18 protein-coding genes are annotated in these 19421 nt (G+C 40.9%); all 18 read left to right on the forward strand.

The window, feature by feature from the left end; all coding sequences use genetic code 11:
• Positions 1-67 precede the first annotated feature (67 nt).
• The 18 genes from rplK (at position 68) to rpsC (ending at position 19418) form a co-directional block, all read left to right on the forward strand.
• Positions 68-496, forward strand: a complete 429-nt coding sequence (gene rplK / locus GHNINEIG_RS01465; protein WP_135795010.1) for a 50S ribosomal protein L11 — start codon at positions 68-70, stop codon at positions 494-496.
• Between the two features lie 5 nt (positions 497-501).
• Entirely contained in the window at positions 502-1191 is a 690-nt protein-coding gene (gene rplA, locus GHNINEIG_RS01470; protein ID WP_135795011.1) for a 50S ribosomal protein L1, read from the forward strand.
• 176 nt (positions 1192-1367) lie between these two features.
• Entirely contained in the window at positions 1368-1868 is a 501-nt protein-coding gene (gene rplJ / locus GHNINEIG_RS01475) for a 50S ribosomal protein L10 (protein ID WP_135795012.1), read from the forward strand.
• Between the two features lie 39 nt (positions 1869-1907).
• On the forward strand, positions 1908-2279 hold the full coding sequence (gene rplL, locus GHNINEIG_RS01480) for a 50S ribosomal protein L7/L12 (protein ID WP_135795013.1): 372 nt from the start codon (positions 1908-1910) through the stop codon (positions 2277-2279).
• Between the two features lie 186 nt (positions 2280-2465).
• Positions 2466-6524, forward strand: a complete 4059-nt coding sequence (gene rpoB / locus GHNINEIG_RS01485; protein ID WP_135796802.1) for a DNA-directed RNA polymerase subunit beta — start codon at positions 2466-2468, stop codon at positions 6522-6524.
• Positions 6524-10750 (forward strand): DNA-directed RNA polymerase subunit beta', encoded by a 4227-nt coding sequence (gene rpoC / locus GHNINEIG_RS01490; protein WP_135795014.1) that lies wholly within the window; start codon positions 6524-6526, stop codon positions 10748-10750. The genes rpoB and rpoC overlap by 1 nt, the downstream gene beginning before the upstream one ends.
• Before the next feature lie 138 nt (positions 10751-10888).
• Entirely contained in the window at positions 10889-11263 is a 375-nt protein-coding gene (gene rpsL, locus GHNINEIG_RS01495; RefSeq protein ID WP_011369712.1) for a 30S ribosomal protein S12, read from the forward strand.
• Positions 11264-11321: 58 nt separating this feature from the next.
• The gene (gene rpsG, locus GHNINEIG_RS01500; protein ID WP_011369713.1) at positions 11322-11795 is read left to right on the forward strand and encodes a 30S ribosomal protein S7; all 474 of its coding nucleotides are present in this window, start codon (positions 11322-11324) and stop codon (positions 11793-11795) included.
• A 61-nt stretch (positions 11796-11856) separates the two neighbouring features.
• Positions 11857-13959, forward strand: coding sequence for an elongation factor G (fusA, locus tag GHNINEIG_RS01505; protein WP_135795015.1), 2103 nt, complete (start codon positions 11857-11859; stop codon positions 13957-13959).
• A gap of 33 nt (positions 13960-13992) precedes the next feature.
• On the forward strand, positions 13993-15183 hold the full coding sequence (gene tuf / locus GHNINEIG_RS01510) for an elongation factor Tu (RefSeq protein ID WP_135795007.1): 1191 nt from the start codon (positions 13993-13995) through the stop codon (positions 15181-15183).
• A gap of 133 nt (positions 15184-15316) precedes the next feature.
• Entirely contained in the window at positions 15317-15628 is a 312-nt protein-coding gene (gene rpsJ / locus GHNINEIG_RS01515; RefSeq protein ID WP_011369715.1) for a 30S ribosomal protein S10, read from the forward strand.
• A gap of 62 nt (positions 15629-15690) precedes the next feature.
• Positions 15691-16329, forward strand: a complete 639-nt coding sequence (rplC, locus tag GHNINEIG_RS01520; protein ID WP_135795016.1) for a 50S ribosomal protein L3 — start codon at positions 15691-15693, stop codon at positions 16327-16329.
• Between the two features lie 10 nt (positions 16330-16339).
• Positions 16340-16960 carry a 50S ribosomal protein L4 gene (gene rplD, locus GHNINEIG_RS01525; protein WP_135795017.1) on the forward strand — a complete coding sequence of 207 codons (621 nt, stop codon included), beginning with the start codon at positions 16340-16342 and terminating at the stop codon, positions 16958-16960.
• Entirely contained in the window at positions 16957-17253 is a 297-nt protein-coding gene (rplW, locus tag GHNINEIG_RS01530; protein WP_135795018.1) for a 50S ribosomal protein L23, read from the forward strand. Before rplD ends, rplW begins: the two co-directional genes overlap by 4 nt.
• A gap of 11 nt (positions 17254-17264) precedes the next feature.
• Positions 17265-18092, forward strand: coding sequence for a 50S ribosomal protein L2 (gene rplB, locus GHNINEIG_RS01535; protein ID WP_011369719.1), 828 nt, complete (start codon positions 17265-17267; stop codon positions 18090-18092).
• 11 nt (positions 18093-18103) lie between these two features.
• The gene (gene rpsS, locus GHNINEIG_RS01540; protein ID WP_011369720.1) at positions 18104-18376 is read left to right on the forward strand and encodes a 30S ribosomal protein S19; all 273 of its coding nucleotides are present in this window, start codon (positions 18104-18106) and stop codon (positions 18374-18376) included.
• An 11-nt stretch (positions 18377-18387) separates the two neighbouring features.
• On the forward strand, positions 18388-18720 hold the full coding sequence (rplV, locus tag GHNINEIG_RS01545) for a 50S ribosomal protein L22 (protein ID WP_135795019.1): 333 nt from the start codon (positions 18388-18390) through the stop codon (positions 18718-18720).
• Between the two features lie 11 nt (positions 18721-18731).
• Positions 18732-19418 carry a 30S ribosomal protein S3 gene (gene rpsC / locus GHNINEIG_RS01550; RefSeq protein WP_011369722.1) on the forward strand — a complete coding sequence of 229 codons (687 nt, stop codon included), beginning with the start codon at positions 18732-18734 and terminating at the stop codon, positions 19416-19418.
• The last annotated feature ends 3 nt before the right edge of the window (positions 19419-19421 follow it).

The raw sequence follows: 19421 nt of genomic DNA on the forward strand, positions 1-19421 counted from the left end.
TGCTTACGTTGTAAGTTTTTAGTAACCCTGGGAAGTCGAAAGACGTTATACCCACAAGGAGAAAGAAATGGCTAAGAAAATTGAAGCCTATATTAAGTTGCAAGTTCCTGCTGGGAATGCAAACCCTAGTCCACCAGTTGGTCCTGCTTTGGGTCAGCATGGTGTGAATATTATGGAGTTCTGTAAAGCATTTAATGCACAGACTCAATCTTTAGAGAAAAATCTTCCCGTTCCTGTTGTTATTACTGTTTTTAATGACCGTAGTTTTACGTTTATTACAAAGACGCCTCCTGCATCAGTTTTGTTGAAAAAGGCAGCTGGTATCCAAAAAGGTTCTGGTGTTCCAAATATGGATAAGGTTGGAACAGTAACACGTGCGCAGTTAGAAGAAATTGCAAACACAAAAATGGCAGACCTGAATGCTAACGATTTAGATGCGGCAGTAAAAATTATTGCTGGTTCAGCTCGTAGCATGGGCTTGAATGTAGAGGGGTAATGGGAATGGCTAAGTTAACAAAAAAACAAAAGATGTTTGCTGAGAAAGTTGATTCTCTAAAGTCTTACGACGTTCTTGAAGGTTTTTCTTTGGTTTCAGAACTGGCGACAGCTAAGTTTTCTGAATCTGTAGATGTTGCTATTAAATTAGGGATTGATCCTCGTAAATCTGACCAAGTTGTACGTGGTGCAACGGTTATGCCGAATGGGACTGGTAAAGACGTGCGTGTTGCGGTATTTACTGGCGATGCAAATGCAGCGGCGGCAAAAGAAGCGGGTGCTGAGTTTGTTGGGATGGATGACCTCGCAGCGGAAGTGAAAGGTGGCATGATGGATTTTGACGTTGTGATTGCGTCTCCAGATGCGATGAGAGTTGTCGGTATGTTAGGTCAAGTGTTGGGTCCTCGTGGATTGATGCCGAATCCTAAAACTGGAACAGTTACGCCTGACGTGGTAAATGCAATTAAGAACGCAAAATCAGGTCAAGTTCGATTCCGTGCTGATAAAGCAGGGATTGTTCATGCGTCAATCGGTAAGGTTGATTTTGCGCCTGAAAAATTAAAAGAAAATTTAAACGCATTGATTGAAGATTTGAACAAGGCTAAACCTGCTGCTGCAAAAGGTACTTATATGAAAAAAGTATCTATTTCTAGCACAATGGGCCCTGGTATTGTTGTTGATCAATCATCATTGTAAGAAATTTCTCATTTAATAGATGAGAATGCGAATTGGGACTCCTTAAGTTAAGTAATACTTAGATTGAGAGAGCGCCCATCGCAGACCGTAGGTGAATGTTGAAGTTACATTCTTAATAGATTCAAACCTACGTAGATGGAGGAGCTTGGCTTTAGTCAAGCTGTTTTGGAGGTTATATGGCACTCAATATCGAGGATAAAAAAGCCGTTGTTGAAGAAGTCTCTGCAATTATTGCAGAAGCGGGTTCAATGGTCGCGGCTGAATATCGTGGGTTGACTGTAGAGCAATTAACAGAACTACGTTCTAAAGCACGTGAAGCAAATGTATCAGTTCGTGTTGTTAAAAACACACTGGTTCGTCGAGCTGTTGCTGGAACTAAGTTTGAAGATATGGCAGAAACATTTTCTGGTCCATTAATCTTTGCATTTTCTGGAGAAGAGTTAGGAAACGCAGCTCGCGTTTTTAAAGACTTTTCAAAAGCAAATGAAGCTTTAGTAGTTAAGTCGCTTTCGATTGGTGAAGGTGTGATGGATGCTAGTCAGCTAGCGGCAATTGCGGCTCTACCGACCTACGATGAAGCATTAAGTAAGCTACTTTATGTAATGAAAGAGCCTGTCGCTAAGGTGGCACGTGGTCTTGTTGCAGTTAAAGATCAAAAAGAAGCTGAAGCAGCTTAAGCTTACGTATTAAAAATATTTAATTTAAGGAAAATTAAAATGGCAATTACAAAAGACGATATTTTAGAAGCAGTTGCTAACATGTCAGTAATGGAAGTTGTTGAACTTGTTGAAGCAATGGAAGAGAAATTTGGTGTTTCTGCGGCTGCAGTTGCAGTTGCAGGTCCTGCTGGTGATGCTGGCGCTGCTGGTGAAGAGCAAACTGAGTTTGACGTTATCTTGACTGGTGCTGGTGATAACAAAGTTGCAGCAATCAAAGCCGTTCGTGGCGCAACTGGTCTTGGGCTTAAAGAAGCGAAAAGTGCAGTTGAAAGTGCACCATTTACGCTTAAAGAGGGTGTTTCTAAAGAAGAAGCAGAAACTCTTGCAAATGAGCTTAAAGAAGCAGGTATTGAAGTCGAAGTTAAGTAAAACTTCTTCTTCTGCTCTTGTAGCATGATTATGGCTGGCGTTTTTTGCGTCGGCCTTTTGTTGTTTATAGTAGTGTGTAAAAGTGTAATCAATAGTATTGAGATATTTGGTTCTGTTATTACAGTTTTATGCATTTTCTGGAAAGAAATTTTTCTTTCTTTTATTTAGTCGAATGTTGGGGTAATGATGACCTATTCTTTAACTGAAAAGAAACGTATTCGTAAAGATTTTGCGACACGATCTTCAATTCTTGAAGTTCCTTATCTTCTTTCTCTCCAGAAAGAATCTTTCAAAGAGTTTTTACAAAAGGATAAAAAACCACTTGAGCGTGATCCAATAGGATTGCACTCTGCATTTTCATCTGTTTTTCCGATTCATGGTGTTGCTGGAACAGCAGATCTTGAGTACGTCAGCTATACGATGGGTCAACCAGAGTTTGATGTTAAGGAATGTAAGCAACGTGGTGTAACTTATTCATCCCCTTTGCGTGTCAAAATGCGTTTGGTCTTATTTGATAAAGATGCGCCAGCAGGAAAGCGCCCGGTTAAGGATGTTAAAGAGCAAGAGGTTTATCTAGGTGATGTTCCTTTAATGACAGAGAATGGAACATTTGTTATTAACGGAACAGAGCGCGTTATTGTTACTCAACTTCATCGTTCCCCTGGTGTGATTTTTGACAGTGATAAAGGAAAGTCACATTCGTCTGGGAAAGTTTTATTTAATGCTCGTATTATTCCATATCGCGGTTCTTGGTTGGATTTTGAATTTGATCATAATGACTGTGTGTTTGTTCGTATTGACCGTCGTCGTAAACTTCCAGTTTCGATTATTTTTAGAGCTATGGGGTATAGCTCTGAAGAGATTCTAGATACCTTTTTTGAACACACGCATATTTCTTACAAGAAGGATGCATTTGTCATGCAACTGGTTCCAAGCCAGTTAAAAGGACAAACTGCGGCATTTGATATCGCTGATGGCGATAAAGTAATTGTGAAAGCTGGTAAGAAAATTACAGCACGAAACATTAAGCAACTGCAAGAAGCGAAAGTTGAGAGTGTTGTTATCCCGGAAGAGTATCTTCTAGGAAAAGTGTTATCTTCAGGAATTACGAATGAAGAGACTGGCGAGTTAGTCGCTCGTTCGAACGAAGTCATCGCCAGTGACTTGATTGAAACAATGAAGTCTATTAAAGATTTATCTTTCCGTATTTTGTTTATTGACGATTTAGAAAATGGATCTTATATCTCAGATACGTTGAATCTAGATACCACTACATCACAACTTGAAGCTCAAATTGAGATTTATCGCATGATGCGTCCTGGTGAGCCGCCAACAAAAGAATCATCAGAAGCGTTGTTTAATAGTTTGTTCTTTGATGAAGCGCGTTATGACTTGTCTTCAGTTGGTAGAATGAAACTAAACAGACGCCTAGGGCGTAAAGACAATGAAGGCAGTCTGGTACTTGAAAATCAAGATGTTGTCGATGTTGTAAAAGAACTGCTTAATATTCGTAATGGCTTAAGCACAATTGATGATATTGATACACTTGGTAATAGACGAATTCGTGCTGTTGGTGAAATGGCAGAGAATGCCTTCCGAGTAGGTTTGGTACGTGTAGAAAGAGCGGTTAAAGAACGTCTAAATCAAGCTGAAACAGATGGGTTGTTGCCACAAGATTTAATTAATGCTAAACCGGTTTCGGCAGCTATTAAAGAGTTTTTTGGTTCGAGTCAGTTGTCACAATTTATGGATCAAGTGAATCCTCTATCGGAAGTCACTCATAAGCGACGTGTTTCTGCTTTGGGGCCAGGTGGTCTAACACGTGAGCGTGCAGGTTTTGAAGTACGTGATGTGCATCCAACGCATTATGGACGTGTTTGTCCAATTGAAACACCTGAAGGACCAAACATTGGTTTGATCAATACATTGGCTATTTATGCAAAAACTAATAAATATGGTTTCTTAGAAACACCATATCGCAAAGTTATTGATGGTCAAGTGACGGAAGAGGTTGAATACGTTTCTGCTATCGATGAAGCACAGTTTGTGATCGCACAGGCCAGTGCTGCAATGGATTCAGACAATAAATTACTTGATGAACTAGTAACAGCAAGACATAAAAATGAAACGATTTTGGCATCCTCTCAAGATGTTGATTATATGGATGTTTCACCAAAACAAATCGTTTCAGTTGCAGCCTCTTTGATTCCATTCCTTGAGCATGATGATGCTAACCGTGCTTTGATGGGGTCAAACATGCAGCGTCAAGCTGTCCCAACATTGCGAGCTGATAAGCCGTTAGTTGGAACAGGGATTGAAAAAACTGTTGCGATTGATTCTGGTGTTACTGTGATTGCATTGCGTGGTGGGGAGATTGTTTCTTCAGACTCTGCTCGTATTGTAGTTCGTGCAAACCAGGAAGAGATTGCTGAAGGTGAAACTGGGGTTGATATTTATAACTTGATTAAATATCAGCGTTCAAACCAAAACACTTGTATTAATCAGAAACCTATTGTCAAAGCAGGTGATGTCGTATCGCGTGGTGATGTATTGGCAGATGGTCCTTCAACCGATTTAGGTGAGTTGGCTATTGGTCAAAATATGCGTATCGCCTTCATGCCGTGGAACGGTTATAACTTTGAAGATTCGATTCTAGTTTCTGAAAGAGTGGTGCAAGAAGATCGTTATACAACCATTCATATTGAAGAATTGACCTGTCTTGCACGTGATACAAAGTTAGGGCCTGAAGAAGTCACTTCAGATATTCCGAACGTTGGTGAAGCAGCATTGTCCAGACTAGATGAGTCTGGAATTGTTTATGTCGGTGCGGAAGTTAAGCAGGGTGACATTTTGGTTGGTAAGGTGACACCAAAAGGTGAAACTCAATTAACTCCAGAAGAAAAACTTCTACGTGCAATCTTTGGTGAAAAAGCATCAGATGTGAAAGATACGTCTTTACGTGTAAGTAAAGGGGTGGAAGGAACCGTTATTGATGTTCAGGTCTTTACGCGTGAAGGTGTTAAAAAAGATGCCCGTGCTTTAGCAATTCAAGAAGATGAGTTGCAAAAAGTTAGAAAAGACATTGATGAGCAATACAAGATACTTGAAGAAGATACTCTTGATCGTATCCAACCAATGCTGATTGGTCAAAAATTAGTGGATGGTACTGAAATTACAGCAGACTTTTTAGCTTCTCAAGAGTCAAGTAAATGGTTTGGTTTGAATGTAGCAGACGAAGCTCTTGCTTCGCATTTAGAGAGTCTGGAAAAGCAGCTTGTTGCTAAGAAAGAAGAGTTAAATGGAATTTTTGAAGAGAAGAAGAAGAAATTAACTCAAGGTGATGATCTTCAGCCAGGTGTTTCGAAAATGGTTAAGGTCTATGTAGCCGTTAAGCGTCGCATTCAACCGGGTGATAAGATGGCTGGGCGCCATGGTAACAAAGGTGTTATTTCACGTATTTGTCCCGTTGAAGATATGCCTTATGATGAAACGGGTCGACCTGTAGATATCTGTTTGAACCCGTTAGGGGTTCCTTCTCGAATGAATGTTGGGCAGATTCTAGAAACTCACCTTGGGCTTGCTGCTGAAGGATTGGGTGCAAAAATTAATGCCATGCTTGAACAACAAGCAGATATCAAGGAACTTAAAACTTTCTTGCATAAAATCTACAATGAAACTCAAGGTCAAAAAGTTGACTTTGACTCTTTGACTGATGCAGAAATCATCGAGTTGGCTGGCAATCTTCGTAAAGGAGTTCCGATGGCCTCTCCTGTGTTTGATGGCGCATCTGAAGATGAAATTAAGGCCTTGCTAAGACTTGCGGATTTGCCAGAATCAGGTCAAATGAAGCTATACGATGGTATCAGCGGGGAAGAGTTTGATCGTCCAGTCACAGTTGGTTATATGTATTACTTGAAGTTGAACCATTTGGTTGATGACAAAATGCATGCGCGTTCAACTGGACCTTATAGCTTAGTTACACAGCAACCATTAGGTGGTAAGGCACAATTTGGTGGTCAGCGATTTGGTGAGATGGAAGTGTGGGCTCTAGAAGCATATGGGGCAGCATTTACATTACAAGAAATGTTGACAGTTAAATCAGATGATTTAAATGGTCGTACACGCATGTATAAAAATATTGTCGATGGTAATGAATACATGGAACCAGGTATTCCTGAGTCATTCAGTGTATTACGTAAAGAAATTCGTGCCTTGGGTATTGATATTGAGTTGGAGCAAGAATAATGAAAGATTTATTAGGATTTCTAAAAAAACAAAATGTATCAAGTGACTTCGATACGATAAAAGTTACTCTTGCTTCTCCTGAAAAGATCCGTTCGTGGTCCTTTGGTGAGGTTAAAAAGCCTGAAACTATTAATTATCGTACCTTCAAGCCTGAGCGTGACGGATTGTTCTGTGCCAAGATATTTGGCCCAATCCGTGATTACGAATGTTTGTGTGGTAAATACAAGCGCTTAAAGCATCGCGGTGTTATCTGTGAGAAATGTGGTGTAGAAGTTACTCAGTCTAAAGTACGTCGTGAGCGTATGGGGCATATCGACCTAGCTACATCTGTTGCTCATATTTGGTTTCTAAAGTCATTACCTTCAAGAATCGGTTTAATGTTAGATATGACATTGAAAGAGATTGAAGCGGTGCTTTATTTTGAAGCCTTTATGGTTGTTGACCCAGGTTTAACACCGCTTGAACCATGGCAGTTGCTAAGTGAAGAAGAATACTTAGATGCGATGGATGAATATGGTGATGAATTTGAAGCTCAAATGGGTGCTGAGGCCATCAAGAAAATGCTACAAGCGATTGATCTTGACGCAGAAGCAACACGCTTGCGCGAAGAAATGGAAGCAACCAGCTCAGAAACCAAGCAGAAGAAAATTTCTAAGCGTCTAAAATTGATTGACTCGTTTGTTCAATCAGGAAATAAGCCTGAATGGATGATTTTAGATGTGCTTCCAGTGTTGCCGCCAGAGTTAAGACCGTTGGTGCCTTTGGATGGTGGTCGTTTTGCCACATCTGATTTGAATGATTTATACCGTCGAGTGATCAATCGTAATAATCGTTTAAAAAGATTATTAGATTTGATGGCGCCAGACATTATTGTTCGTAATGAAAAGCGTATGCTTCAAGAGTCGGTTGATTCGATGCTTGATAACGGGCGTCGTGGAAGAGCTGTTACAGGAACAAACAAACGCCAATTAAAATCCTTAGCTGATATGATCAAAGGTAAGCAAGGTCGTTTCCGTCAGAACTTACTTGGTAAGCGTGTGGATTACTCTGGTCGTTCCGTTATTGTTGTTGGTCCATCGTTGCGATTGCACCAGTGTGGGCTGCCTAAGAAAATGGCTTTAGAGCTGTTTAAGCCTTTTATTTTCAGTAAGCTTCAAAAGCGTGGTTTGGCTACGACAATTAAAGCTGCTAAAAAGATGGTTGAACAAGGTTTGCCAGAGGTTTGGGATGTTTTGGACGAAGTCATTCGTGAGCACCCAGTTCTGTTGAACCGTGCCCCAACGCTTCATAGACTTGGGATTCAAGCATTTGAGCCTGTCTTGATTGAAGGGAAAGCAATTAACTTGCACCCATTGGTTTGTTCTGCCTTTAACGCCGACTTTGATGGTGACCAAATGGCCGTCCACGTGCCTCTTTCACTAGAAGCGCAGCTTGAAGCCAGAACCCTGATGATGTCGACTAATAACTTATTATCTCCTGCAAATGGTGATCCTATTATCGTGCCATCACAGGATGTTGTATTAGGGCTTTACTATATTACCCGTGAAAAAGTAAACGCAAAAGGGGAAGGAAAAGCATTCTCTAACTGGATGGAAGTACAGCGTGCCTTAGATGCTAAAGCGGTTCATGTACATACCAAGATTAAATTAAAGATTGAAGAAACTATTATTGATGATGCAGGTGTTGAATCTGTTAAGAAAGGTCTTGTTGATACAACTGTAGGGCGAGCCCTTTTGTTGAGAATTCTGCCTAAAGGTCTTGGCTTTGATTTGTTAAATCTTAATTTAACAAAAAAGAATATCTCTAAAGCCTTGAACGCCTGTTATCGTCTTCTTGGGCCTAAAGAAACAGTGATTTTTGCTGACCAGCTTATGTATGCAGGGTTCAAGTGGTCTACACTTGCTGGTTTATCTTTTTGTTCAGATGACATGCTTATTCCAGATGATAAAGCATCAATTATTGAGCGTGCTGATGATCAGGTAACAGAAATTCAGAGACAGTTTGCGCAAGGGTTAGTCACTGAAGGTGAGCGTTACAATAAAGTTGTTGATATTTGGTCTCATACTAATGAATTAGTCACAAAATCAATGATGGAAGAGCTTCAGTTTGAAACTGTTACGGATGCTGAAGGAAAAGATGTTAAGCAAACCTCTTTTAACTCGGTTTATATGATGGCTGATTCTGGTGCTCGTGGTTCTGTTGCTCAGATGCGCCAGCTAGGTGGTATGCGTGGTTTAATGGCTAAACCAGATGGTTCTATCATTGAGACTCCGATCACTGCAAACTTCCGTGAAGGGTTGAATGTACTTCAGTACTTTATCTCCACACACGGGGCTCGTAAAGGTCTGGCAGATACCGCATTGAAAACGGCAAACTCAGGTTATTTGACTCGTCGTTTAGTCGATGTTGCTCAAGATGTAGTTGTTACAGAGCCTGACTGCGGAACTGAAGCTAGTATTACAATGGCACCACATGTTGAAGGTGGTGAAGTTGTAGAGGAACTTAAAGAGCGAATTCTAGGCCGTGTTGTTGCAGAAGATGTCGCTGGTCTAGATGGCGAAATTATTGTAGAAAAGGGTACATTACTTGATGAGCGTTTAGTAAACCTAATCGATGAATCTGGTGTTGATGCCGTTAAAGTACATTCTCCAATTACCTGTGAAACGAAGTTTGGTATTTGTCAGAAGTGTTATGGTCGTGATTTGGCACGAGGCCATATGGTGAATCTGGGTGAAGCAGTTGGGGTTATGGCTGCACAATCAATCGGTGAGCCAGGTACACAGTTAACCATGCGTACATTCCATATCGGTGGTACGGCATCTGCTTCAACGGCGCAAAGTCAGGTTGAAGTGAAGCATGAAGGTAAAGTTAAATTTGATAACTTAAAAACCATTAAAAACACTGAAAATCAGGTTGTGGTGACTTCACGTTCAGGGGAAATTTCTATCCTAGATAGTTTAGGGAGAGAGAAAGAAAGGTATAAGATTCCTTATGGTTCGATGCTGAATGTTAAAGACGGCATTGATGTGACTTCTGGTAATGTACTAGCAACATGGGATGCGCATACACATCCGATTATCACTGAAGCTGAAGGGATTATTCAATTTGGTAATTTTGAAGGTGCTGTAGAAGAACATGTAGATGAACTGACAGGGTTGACGACTCACGTTGTTAAAAGCTCTAAAGAGCGTTCTTCAGCGACTAAAGAGTTAAGACCTTATATCCAGTTGGTGGATGATAAAGGTGAAGTTGTACCATTCCCTGGAACACAAACACCAGCAATGTATTACCTACCGGAAAACTCGGTGGTCGTCGTTAACCAGTCTGATAAGGTTGGTGCAGGTGATATTTTGGCAAGAATTCCTCAGGAATCTTCAAAAACTAAAGATATTACTGGGGGGCTTCCTCGAGTGGCAGACTTGTTTGAAGCTAGAGTGCCGAAAGAGCCAGCAATCATGGCAGAGGTATCTGGTGTGGTTGGTTTTGGTAAAGAAACTAAAGGTAAACAACGTTTAGTGATTACTCAGGACAGCGGAGAGCAACACGAAACGTTGATTCCAAAATGGCGTTCAGTTGATGTGTTTGAAGGTGAGCGCGTCGAGAAAGGGGATATTGTTGTTGATGGTAACCCTAATCCACATGATATTTTGAGACTATTGGGTGTTGAGAGGCTTACTAAATATATTGTTGATGAAGTTCAGGATGTATATCGTTTACAAGGTGTAAGAATTAACGATAAACATATTGAAACGGTAGTCCGTCAGATGTTAAGAAAAGTTGAAGTTCGCTCAACTGGTGATACAAGCTTGATCAAAGGTGAACAGGCTGAGTTTGCAAGAGTGCTTGAGATGAATGAAAAAGTTTCTGATGAAGGCTCTGTAGAAGCTTCTTACCAAAGAGTGTTACTGGGGATTACTAAGGCTTCGTTAGCCACAGAATCCTTTATTTCCGCTGCGTCTTTCCAGGAAACAACTCGTGTATTAACGGAAGCTGCTGTAAGTGGAAAAGAAGATAAACTGGTCGGGTTGAAAGAAAACGTTATTGTAGGTCGTTTGATTCCAGCCGGAACAGGGTTCGCTTATCATAAGGCTCGCAAGGAAGCGAGTGAAAAAACTCAACGTGAGTTAGCGGCGTTTATGAACACGGATGATGAAAGCGCTGTTCAAGAAGAAGTAGTTGAAGAAACTATTTCTATAACAGAGAGTGTCGAGCAAACAACTGAATGATTCATTGAATAAATTCATAAACTTATGCTTGACAATGTGTTTGGGGATCACTAAAATTCCTCAACCTTACTCATGGGCTTTTTTAGCCCATGGATTTTTAGTAATTAAGATTTAGATCTTAAGATGGAGTGAGAATTAATGGCTACTATTAACCAGTTGGTGCGTAAGCCGCGTAAAGATAAGATGAAAAAGTCAAATGTACCTGCGCTAGAGGCTTGTCCTCAACGTCGTGGAGTATGTACGCGTGTTTATACAACAACCCCTAAAAAGCCTAACTCTGCCCTACGTAAAGTTGCACGTGTACGCTTAACTAACGGATATGAAGTTTCTAGTTATATCGGTGGTGAAGGTCACAACTTGCAAGAACACTCCGTGATTTTAATTCGCGGTGGTCGTGTAAAAGATTTACCTGGTGTACGTTATCATACAGTTCGTGGTTCTCTGGATTGCGCAGGTGTAGATGGTCGTAAACAAGGTCGTTCTAAGTACGGTGCGAAGCGTCCTAAGGGGTAATAATTCCTTAACATACGTTTTGCAATAATTAGTGTAAATTTATACCGGAAGAGTAAGAATGGCAAGAAGAAGAGAAATACCTAAAAGACAAGTTTTACCAGATCCAAAGTTTGGTGATACAACATTAACAAAGTTTGTAAACATGATTATGGTCAGTGGTAAAAAAGCTGTCGCTGAAAAAATTGTCTATGATGCATTAGATGTTGTTGTAGATAGAAAAAAAGGCGGCGAGCATGCAGTGCTACTGAGAGAAGCTTTGGAAAATGTTGGCCCGATGGTAGAGGTTAAATCTCGCCGTGTGGGTGGTGCAACTTACCAAGTACCAGTTGAAGTGCGTTCAGAGCGTAAGACAGCTCTAGCGATGAGATGGATTGTAGAAGCTGCTCGTAAGCGTAGTGAGAAAGGCATGATGTTGCGCTTAGCTGGTGAATTATCAGATGCTCTCGAAAATCGCGGTTCTGCGATTAAGAAGAAAGAAGATACTCATCGAATGGCGGAAGCGAACAAAGCGTTTTCACATTTCCGTTGGTAATCTAAATTGGGCCCGGTTAGGGCCTTTATTATTTTAGAATTAAATTAAAAGGTTAATTAACGTGGCACGTAAGACCCCAATTGAAAGATATCGTAATATCGGTATCATGGCCCACATTGATGCGGGTAAAACCACAACAACAGAGCGTATTTTGTTCTACACAGGTGTTTCTCACAAAATTGGTGAGGTGCATGATGGTGGTGCAACCATGGACTGGATGGAGCAAGAGCAAGAGCGTGGTATTACAATTACTTCTGCAGCAACGACTACTCACTGGAGCGGGATGGCGCAGCAGTTTCCTGAGCATCGTATTAACATTATCGATACTCCAGGGCACGTTGACTTTACGATTGAAGTAGAGCGTTCATTGCGTGTTCTTGATGGTGCTGTAACGTGTTTTTGTTCAGTAAGTGGTGTTGAGCCTCAGTCTGAAACAGTCTGGCGTCAAGCGGATAAGTATGGCGTGCCACGTATGGGCTTTGTTAATAAAATGGACCGTGCTGGAGCGAACTTTTTAAACGTAAATCAAATGGTTATTGATCGTTTGGGTGCGTTGCCGGTTCCTATGCAGTTGCCTATTGGTGCAGAAGAAACTTTCCGTGGTGTAGTTGATCTTGTCAAAATGAAAGCAATTTACTGGGAAGAAGAAAACATGGGGATGAAATATACCTATGAAGATATCCCAGAAGATATGGTTGAGTTGTGTCAAGAATGGCGCGAAAAGATGGTTGAGTCTGCAGCAGAAGCTAATGAAGAATTAATGGATAAGTACTTGGAAGAAGGTGATCTTTCTGAAGAGGAAATTAAAGCCGGTATTCGTCAGCGTTGTATTGATGTTGAAATTGTTCCAATGTTCTGTGGTTCTGCCTTTAAAAATAAAGGTGTTCAAGCATTATTGGATGCGGTTATTGAGTATATGCCTGCACCATCTGATGTTCCTGCGATACAGGGTGAATTAGAAGATGGTACAAAAGCTGAACGTCATTCAACAGATGATGAGCCTTTTGCAGCATTGGCATTTAAGGTTATGACGGACCCTTATGTTGGGACGCTAACTTTCTTCCGTGTTTATTCAGGTGTGTTGACGGCAGGTAGTCCAGTTTACAATTCAGTGAAGAGTAAGCGTGAGCGTGTAGGACGTATTCTGCAGATGCACTCTAACTCTCGTGAAGAGATTAAAGAAGTTCGTGCAGGTGAAATTGCTTGTGCCGTTGGTCTAAAAGATACGACTACAGGTGATACGTTGTGTGATCCAGATAATAAAATTATCTTGGAGCGTATGGAATTTCCGGATCCAGTAATCTCGATCGCGATTGAGCCTAAAACAAAAGCGGACCAAGAAAAAATGGGGATTGCTCTTCAGAAGTTGGCTGCGGAAGATCCTTCTTTCCGAGTTAAAACAGACGAAGAAACCAATCAAACCATTATTTCAGGTATGGGTGAGCTTCACTTGGACATCATTGTTGATCGTATGAAGCGTGAGTTCAATGTGGAAGCGAATATTGGTGCTCCACAAGTTTCATACCGTGAAACCATTAAGAAGCCAGTAGAAGCGGATGGGAAGTTTGTTCGTCAGTCCGGTGGTCGTGGTCAGTATGGTCATGTTGTATTTAAAATCTCTCCTCGTGAAGCTGGGTCAGGTTTTGAGTTTATCAACAGTATTGTTGGTGGTGCTGTACCTCGTGAGTATATTGGTGCTGTTGAGAAAGGTGCACAGCAACAATTAGAAAATGGTGTTATTGCTGGCTTCCCTATGGTTGATGTTTCTGTTGAGTTAATTGATGGTTCTTACCATGATGTGGACTCTAACGAAATGGCTTTCAGTGTTGCAGCTGGTATGGGTATTAAAAATGGTGTTACCCAAGCAAATCCAGTAATTCTTGAGCCGGTTATGGCGGTTGAAGTGACAACTCCTGAAGAATATATGGGAGATATTATCGGTGACTTGAATAGACGTCGTGGGATGGTTTCAAGTATGGATGATATTGCTTCTGGTAAATCAATTAAAGCAGAAGTGCCACTTTCTGAAATGTTTGGGTATTCCAACCAGATGCGTTCTTTAACTCAAGGTCGTGCAAACTATAGTATGACATTCTTGAAATATAATGATGCGCCTTCTAATATCCAAGAAGAGATTATTGCTAAAGCCCAGAAGGGTGAATAATTTAAAATTTAAAGTTTAATTAGGATTTTTAAAATGGCAAAAGAAAAGTTTGAACGTAGTAAGCCGCACGTAAACGTTGGTACGATTGGTCACGTTGACCATGGTAAAACAACTCTTACAGCGGCTCTAACAATTGTACAAGGTAAAAAATTCGGTGGCGAAGCAAAAGACTACGCTAACATCGATAACGCACCGGAAGAGCGTGAGCGTGGTATTACTATCTCAACAGCACACGTTGAGTATGAGTCAGAAACACGTCACTATGCTCACGTAGACTGCCCAGGTCACGCCGACTATGTAAAAAACATGATCACAGGTGCGGCACAGATGGACGGTGCAATCCTAGTATGTTCAGCAGCAGATGGCCCAATGCCACAAACGCGTGAGCACATTCTTCTATCTCGTCAGGTAGGTGTGCCATACATCGTTGTTTACCTAAACAAAGCTGACATGGTTGATGATGAAGAATTGCTAGAGCTAGTAGAAATGGAAGTTCGTGAACTTCTAGATACTTATGATTTCCCAGGTGATGATACACCGGTAATCATGGGGTCAGCTCTTAAAGCTATCGAAGGTGATCAATCAGAAATTGGTGAGCCATCAATCGGTCGTTTGGTAGATGCATTGGATACATACATCCCAGAACCAACACGTCAAACAGATAAACCATTCCTAATGCCTGTAGAAGATATCTTCTCAATCCAAGGTCGTGGAACGGTTGCAACAGGTCGTGTTGAAACAGGTGTTGTAAAAGTTGGTGAAGAAATCGAAATCGTCGGTATCCGTCCAACAACAACTACAACTGTAACAGGTGTTGAAATGTTCCGTAAGCTGCTTGACCAAGGTGAAGCAGGGGATAACGTAGGTATCCTATTGCGTGGTACTAAGCGTGAAGATATCGAACGTGGTCAAGTACTTGCTCATAAGGGTACAGTAACACCACATACTAAGTTCGAAGCAGAAGTGTATGTACTATCAAAAGATGAAGGTGGTCGTCATACACCATTCTTCCAAGGATATCGTCCACAGTTCTACTTCCGTACAACAGATGTAACAGGTGCATGTGAACTACCAGCAGGAACAGAAATGGTTATGCCTGGTGATAACGTGCAAATGACTGTAGAGTTAATCAACCCGATCGCGATGAACGAAGGTTTACGTTTCGCGATTCGTGAAGGTGGACGTACAGTTGGTGCGGGTGTTGTTGCTAAAATTATTGATTAAATAATGTTTAGAAAACAATAAATTAAATGCTTGAAAGTATTTTGATTTATTGTTACAATCCGCAACCTTAGTGAGCAGTGGCTATATTCATGTCACTGCTTTTCTTTTTTTGTAATATGAGAAAAAGATTATTATGGCGACTCAAAATATTCGTATTCGCTTGAAGGCTTTCGATCATCGTTTGATTGATCAGTCTGCTCGTGAAATTACGGAAACAGCTAAAAGAACAGGCGCTCAGGTTAAGGGCCCTATTCCAATGCCTACCCGTAAAGAGCGTTTTACAGTGTTGGTTTCACCGCATGTTAACAAAGATGCGCGTGACCAGTATGAAATTCGTACACATAAGCGTTTGTTGGATATCGTTGATCCGACAGATAAAACAGTTGATGCATTGATGAAGTTAGATCTTGCAGCAGGTGTGGATGTACAGTTAGAGCTAAGATAATTAGCTTGGTTGTTAACCATCAATCGAAATGGTTAATGTAGAAATAATAATGAGGTAACGATATGGGTATTGGTGTCATTGGTACCAAAGTTGGTATGACTCGTGTATTTAACGAGGATGGTGTATCGACTCCTGTGACGGTGGTGGAGGTTTCACCAAACCGCATAACACAAATCAAAAATAATGAAACTGATGGTTATGATGCCATTCAGGTTACTTTCGGTTCAAAGCACGCTGGTCGTGTTTCAAAGCCTGAAGCTGGTCATTATGCAAAAGCTGGTGTAGAAGCTGGTCAAGGTTTGTGGGAGTTTAGATTAGATGATGTTTCAGAAGCAGAAGGTTTAGAGCCTGGTTCTGAAATTACAGTCGAAAAATTTAATGATGTTGCAGTAGTTGATGTGTCTGGCACAACTAAAGGTAAAGGTTTTCAAGGTGGTGTCAAAAGACATAACTTTAAAATGCAAGATGCAACTCATGGTAACTCTATTTCTCACCGTGCACCTGGTTCAATTGGTCAAAACCAAACTCCTGGAAGAGTATTCAAGGGGAAAAAGATGGCCGGTCATATGGGGAATGTAAAACAAACAACGCTTAATCTTGAGTTGGTTAAGGTTGATGTTGAAAATTCATTACTGTTGATCAAAGGTGCTTTGCCTGGCGCAAAAGGTAGTACCGTTATTGTTCGCAAGGCAATTAAATAAGGTGGGCGTGATGGATTTAAAATTAATTGAATTAGCAAGTGGAAAAGAAGCGGGATCAGTTAAGGTTTCAGAAGCCATTTTTGGTGCTGAATTTAACGAAGCCCTTGTTCATCAAGTTGTTAACGCTTATCTAGCTGGTGCACGTTCTGGTACGAAAGGTCAGAAAAATCGTTCAGCAGTAAGAGGTGGTGGTGCAAAACCATGGGCTCAGAAAGGTTCAGGTCGTGCGCGTGCGGGTACCAGTCGTGGTCCAATCTGGATTGGTGGTGGGCGTGCATTCCCAGGCCATAACCGTGACTTTTCTCAGAAAGTGAATAAAAAAATGTACCGTGGTGCGATGAAAGCGATTTTTTCAGAGTTAGCACGTACAGAAAGATTAGTAGTCGTTGATGACTTTAAAATAGAAGCACCTAAGACGAAAGACTTTGTGGCTAAATTGAATACTTTGAACCTGAAAGATGCTTTAGTTATTACAGAAGGTTTTGATGAGTATTTATATTTGTCAGCACGCAATTTATATCATGCAGATGTGTGTGATGTTGCCTCAATTGATCCGGTCAGTTTAGTAGGTTTTAAGTCGATTGTAGTAACGCAAGGTGCGATTAAGCAACTTGAGGAGAAGCTAGCATGAGTAAAGAACGTTTACTAAAAGTATTATTGGCTCCTCATGTCTCAGAAAAATCAGCTTTGATGGCGGATGCTTCTGAGCAGTATATTTTCAAGGTTGTGCCTAATGCAACAAAGCCTGAAGTTAAACAAGCGGTTGAATCATTGTTTGATGTAAAGGTTCAATCTGTAAACATGATCAATATTAAAGGCAAAACAAAAGTCTTTAAAGGTCGAGTAGGTAAGCGTAATGGTTTGAGAAAAGCTATTGTACGTTTAGCTCCTGGGCAAGAGATTGATTTTGTTGGTGCTGAATAAGAGGGTTTGTCATGGCTATAATTAAAAAATCAAAACCTACATCACCAGGTCGTCGTTTTGTCGTAAGTGTTGTTGAACCAGATTTGCATAAAGGCAAACCTTTTTCAGCATTGCTAGAAAAGAAATCTAAATCTGGTGGTCGTAACTCTAATGGTCGCATTACAGTAAGACACCAAGGTGGTGGTCACAAGCAACATTATCGTCAAATTGATTTCAAAAGAAACAAAGATGGTGTCGCTGCGGTTGTAGAGCGCTTAGAATATGATCCAAACAGAACAGCACACATCGCGCTGTTGAAATATGCGGATGGTGAAAGACGTTATATTCTTGCACCAAGACATGTTAAAGCAGGTGATCCTGTTGAGTCTGGTGAGCATGTTTCTATTAAGGCTGGAAATGCCTTGCCGTTAAGAAATATTCCAGTTGGTACTGTCGTACACGCATTAGAAATGAGACCAGGTAAAGGTGCTCAAATCGCTCGAAGTGCTGGTGCTTATGCTCAAATTGCTGGGCGTGATGGTGCTTATGTTTTAGTTAAACTGCGTTCAGGTGAGATGAGAAAAATCTTAGCTGATTGTCGTGCAACTATCGGTGAAGTTGGAAACCAAGAACATTCACTTAGAAAGCTTGGGAAAGCTGGTGCTAAGCGTTGGAAAGGTGTTCGTCCAACTGTACGTGGTGTTGCAATGAACCCGGTTGATCACCCTCATGGTGGTGGTGAAGGTCGTACTTCAGGTGGTCGTAACCCAGTTACACCATGGGGTGTTCCGACCAAAGGTAAGAAGACACGTAGTAATAAACGTACTGACAGAATGATCGTACGTCGTAGAAATAAATAAGGAAGGACCCTATGCCACGTTCAGTTAAAAAAGGACCTTTTGTAGATCATCACCTTGTAAAAAAGGTGATGGAGGCACAAGAATCTGGTAATAAACGTCCAATAAAAACATGGTCAAGAAGATCTATGATTCTTCCTGATATGATTGGTTTGACGATTGCAGTTCACAACGGTAAAGAGCATATTCCTGTCTATGTTTCAGAAAACATGGTCGGACATAAGCTTGGTGAGTTTTCAATGACCCGTACATATCGCGGTCATGCAGCTGATAAAAAATCTAAATAAGGAGAGATAACATGCAGGTTAGTGCTACTCATAGATTTGCTCGTATTTCTCCTCAGAAAGCGCGTCTTGTAGCGGATTTAATTCGTGGAAAAGATGTTGAAGCAGCTGTAAATATATTGGCTTTTAGTGATAAAAAGGCCTCTGAGTTGATGAGCAAAGTATTGAATTCGGCTATTGCGAATGCAGAAAATAATGAAGGTGCAGATATTGATGAGCTAAAGGTAACTGAAGCTTATGTCAATGAAGGGCCTATCATGAAACGTATGCGTGCTAGAGCAAAAGGTCGTGGAAATCGTATCCTAAAACGTATCAGTCATATTACTGTTACTGTTGGCGATAAGTAAGGAGAGTCAGAATGGGTCAAAAAGTACATCCGATTGGGATCCGATTAGGGATTACCAAAGATTGGAATGCTCGCTGGTATGCGGATAGCAAAAACTATTCTGATTTCCTTATCAGTGATATCGAAATCCGAAAAGAGTTAAATGAAAAGCTAAAACATGCTTCAGTGAGCCAAATTAACATCGAACGCGTTGCAAACGGTGTTCGTGTTACTATTCACACCGCTCGTCCAGGTGTTGTGATTGGTAAGAAAGGTGAAGATATTGAAAAATTAAAGCAAGCTTTGATTGCTAAAACTGGGATGCCGGTTAACATTAATATCGAAGAAATCAAGAAGCCTGAATTAGATGCTAAGTTGGTCGCTGAAGGAATTGCACAGCAATTAGAGAAGCGTATCCAGTTCCGTCGTGCTATGAAGCGTGCGGTAAGTAATGCAATGCGTTTAGGTGCGCAAGGTATTAAAGTAAATGTTTCTGGTCGTTTAAATGGTGCAGAAATTGCACGTGCTGAGTGGTATAGAGAAGGACGTGTTCCTCTTCATACACTTCGTGCTGACATTGATTACGCGACTTTCGAAGCAGATACCACTTACGGTAAAATTGGGGTTAAAGTTTGGATCTTTAAAGGTGAAAAGCTAGAAAAAATTTCAATGGTAAGTGATGACAAGAAACAATCTAAAGGCAAGAAAGGCCGTAAATAAAAG

Origin of the sequence: Hydrogenovibrio crunogenus (genome assembly GCF_004786015.1) — a bacterium.
Classification (GTDB): domain Bacteria; phylum Pseudomonadota; class Gammaproteobacteria; order Thiomicrospirales; family Thiomicrospiraceae; genus Hydrogenovibrio; species Hydrogenovibrio crunogenus.

What these genes read in the sequence shown, in the direction of transcription:
- rplK (WP_135795010.1), top strand. Translation starts at nt 68, where the DNA reads ATGGCTAAGAAAATTGAAGCCTATATTAAGTTGCAAGTTCCTGCTGGG.
- rplA (WP_135795011.1), top strand. Translation starts at nt 502, where the DNA reads ATGGCTAAGTTAACAAAAAAACAAAAGATGTTTGCTGAGAAAGTTGAT.
- rplJ (WP_135795012.1), top strand. Translation starts at nt 1,368, where the DNA reads ATGGCACTCAATATCGAGGATAAAAAAGCCGTTGTTGAAGAAGTCTCT.
- rplL (WP_135795013.1), top strand. Translation starts at nt 1,908, where the DNA reads ATGGCAATTACAAAAGACGATATTTTAGAAGCAGTTGCTAACATGTCA.
- rpoB (WP_135796802.1), top strand. Translation starts at nt 2,466, where the DNA reads ATGACCTATTCTTTAACTGAAAAGAAACGTATTCGTAAAGATTTTGCG.
- rpoC (WP_135795014.1), top strand. Translation starts at nt 6,524, where the DNA reads ATGAAAGATTTATTAGGATTTCTAAAAAAACAAAATGTATCAAGTGAC.
- rpsL (WP_011369712.1), top strand. Translation starts at nt 10,889, where the DNA reads ATGGCTACTATTAACCAGTTGGTGCGTAAGCCGCGTAAAGATAAGATG.
- rpsG (WP_011369713.1), top strand. Translation starts at nt 11,322, where the DNA reads ATGGCAAGAAGAAGAGAAATACCTAAAAGACAAGTTTTACCAGATCCA.
- tuf (WP_135795007.1), top strand. Translation starts at nt 13,993, where the DNA reads ATGGCAAAAGAAAAGTTTGAACGTAGTAAGCCGCACGTAAACGTTGGT.
- rpsJ (WP_011369715.1), top strand. Translation starts at nt 15,317, where the DNA reads ATGGCGACTCAAAATATTCGTATTCGCTTGAAGGCTTTCGATCATCGT.
- rplC (WP_135795016.1), top strand. Translation starts at nt 15,691, where the DNA reads ATGGGTATTGGTGTCATTGGTACCAAAGTTGGTATGACTCGTGTATTT.
- rplD (WP_135795017.1), top strand. Translation starts at nt 16,340, where the DNA reads ATGGATTTAAAATTAATTGAATTAGCAAGTGGAAAAGAAGCGGGATCA.
- rplW (WP_135795018.1), top strand. Translation starts at nt 16,957, where the DNA reads ATGAGTAAAGAACGTTTACTAAAAGTATTATTGGCTCCTCATGTCTCA.
- rplB (WP_011369719.1), top strand. Translation starts at nt 17,265, where the DNA reads ATGGCTATAATTAAAAAATCAAAACCTACATCACCAGGTCGTCGTTTT.
- rpsS (WP_011369720.1), top strand. Translation starts at nt 18,104, where the DNA reads ATGCCACGTTCAGTTAAAAAAGGACCTTTTGTAGATCATCACCTTGTA.
- rplV (WP_135795019.1), top strand. Translation starts at nt 18,388, where the DNA reads ATGCAGGTTAGTGCTACTCATAGATTTGCTCGTATTTCTCCTCAGAAA.
- rpsC (WP_011369722.1), top strand. Translation starts at nt 18,732, where the DNA reads ATGGGTCAAAAAGTACATCCGATTGGGATCCGATTAGGGATTACCAAA.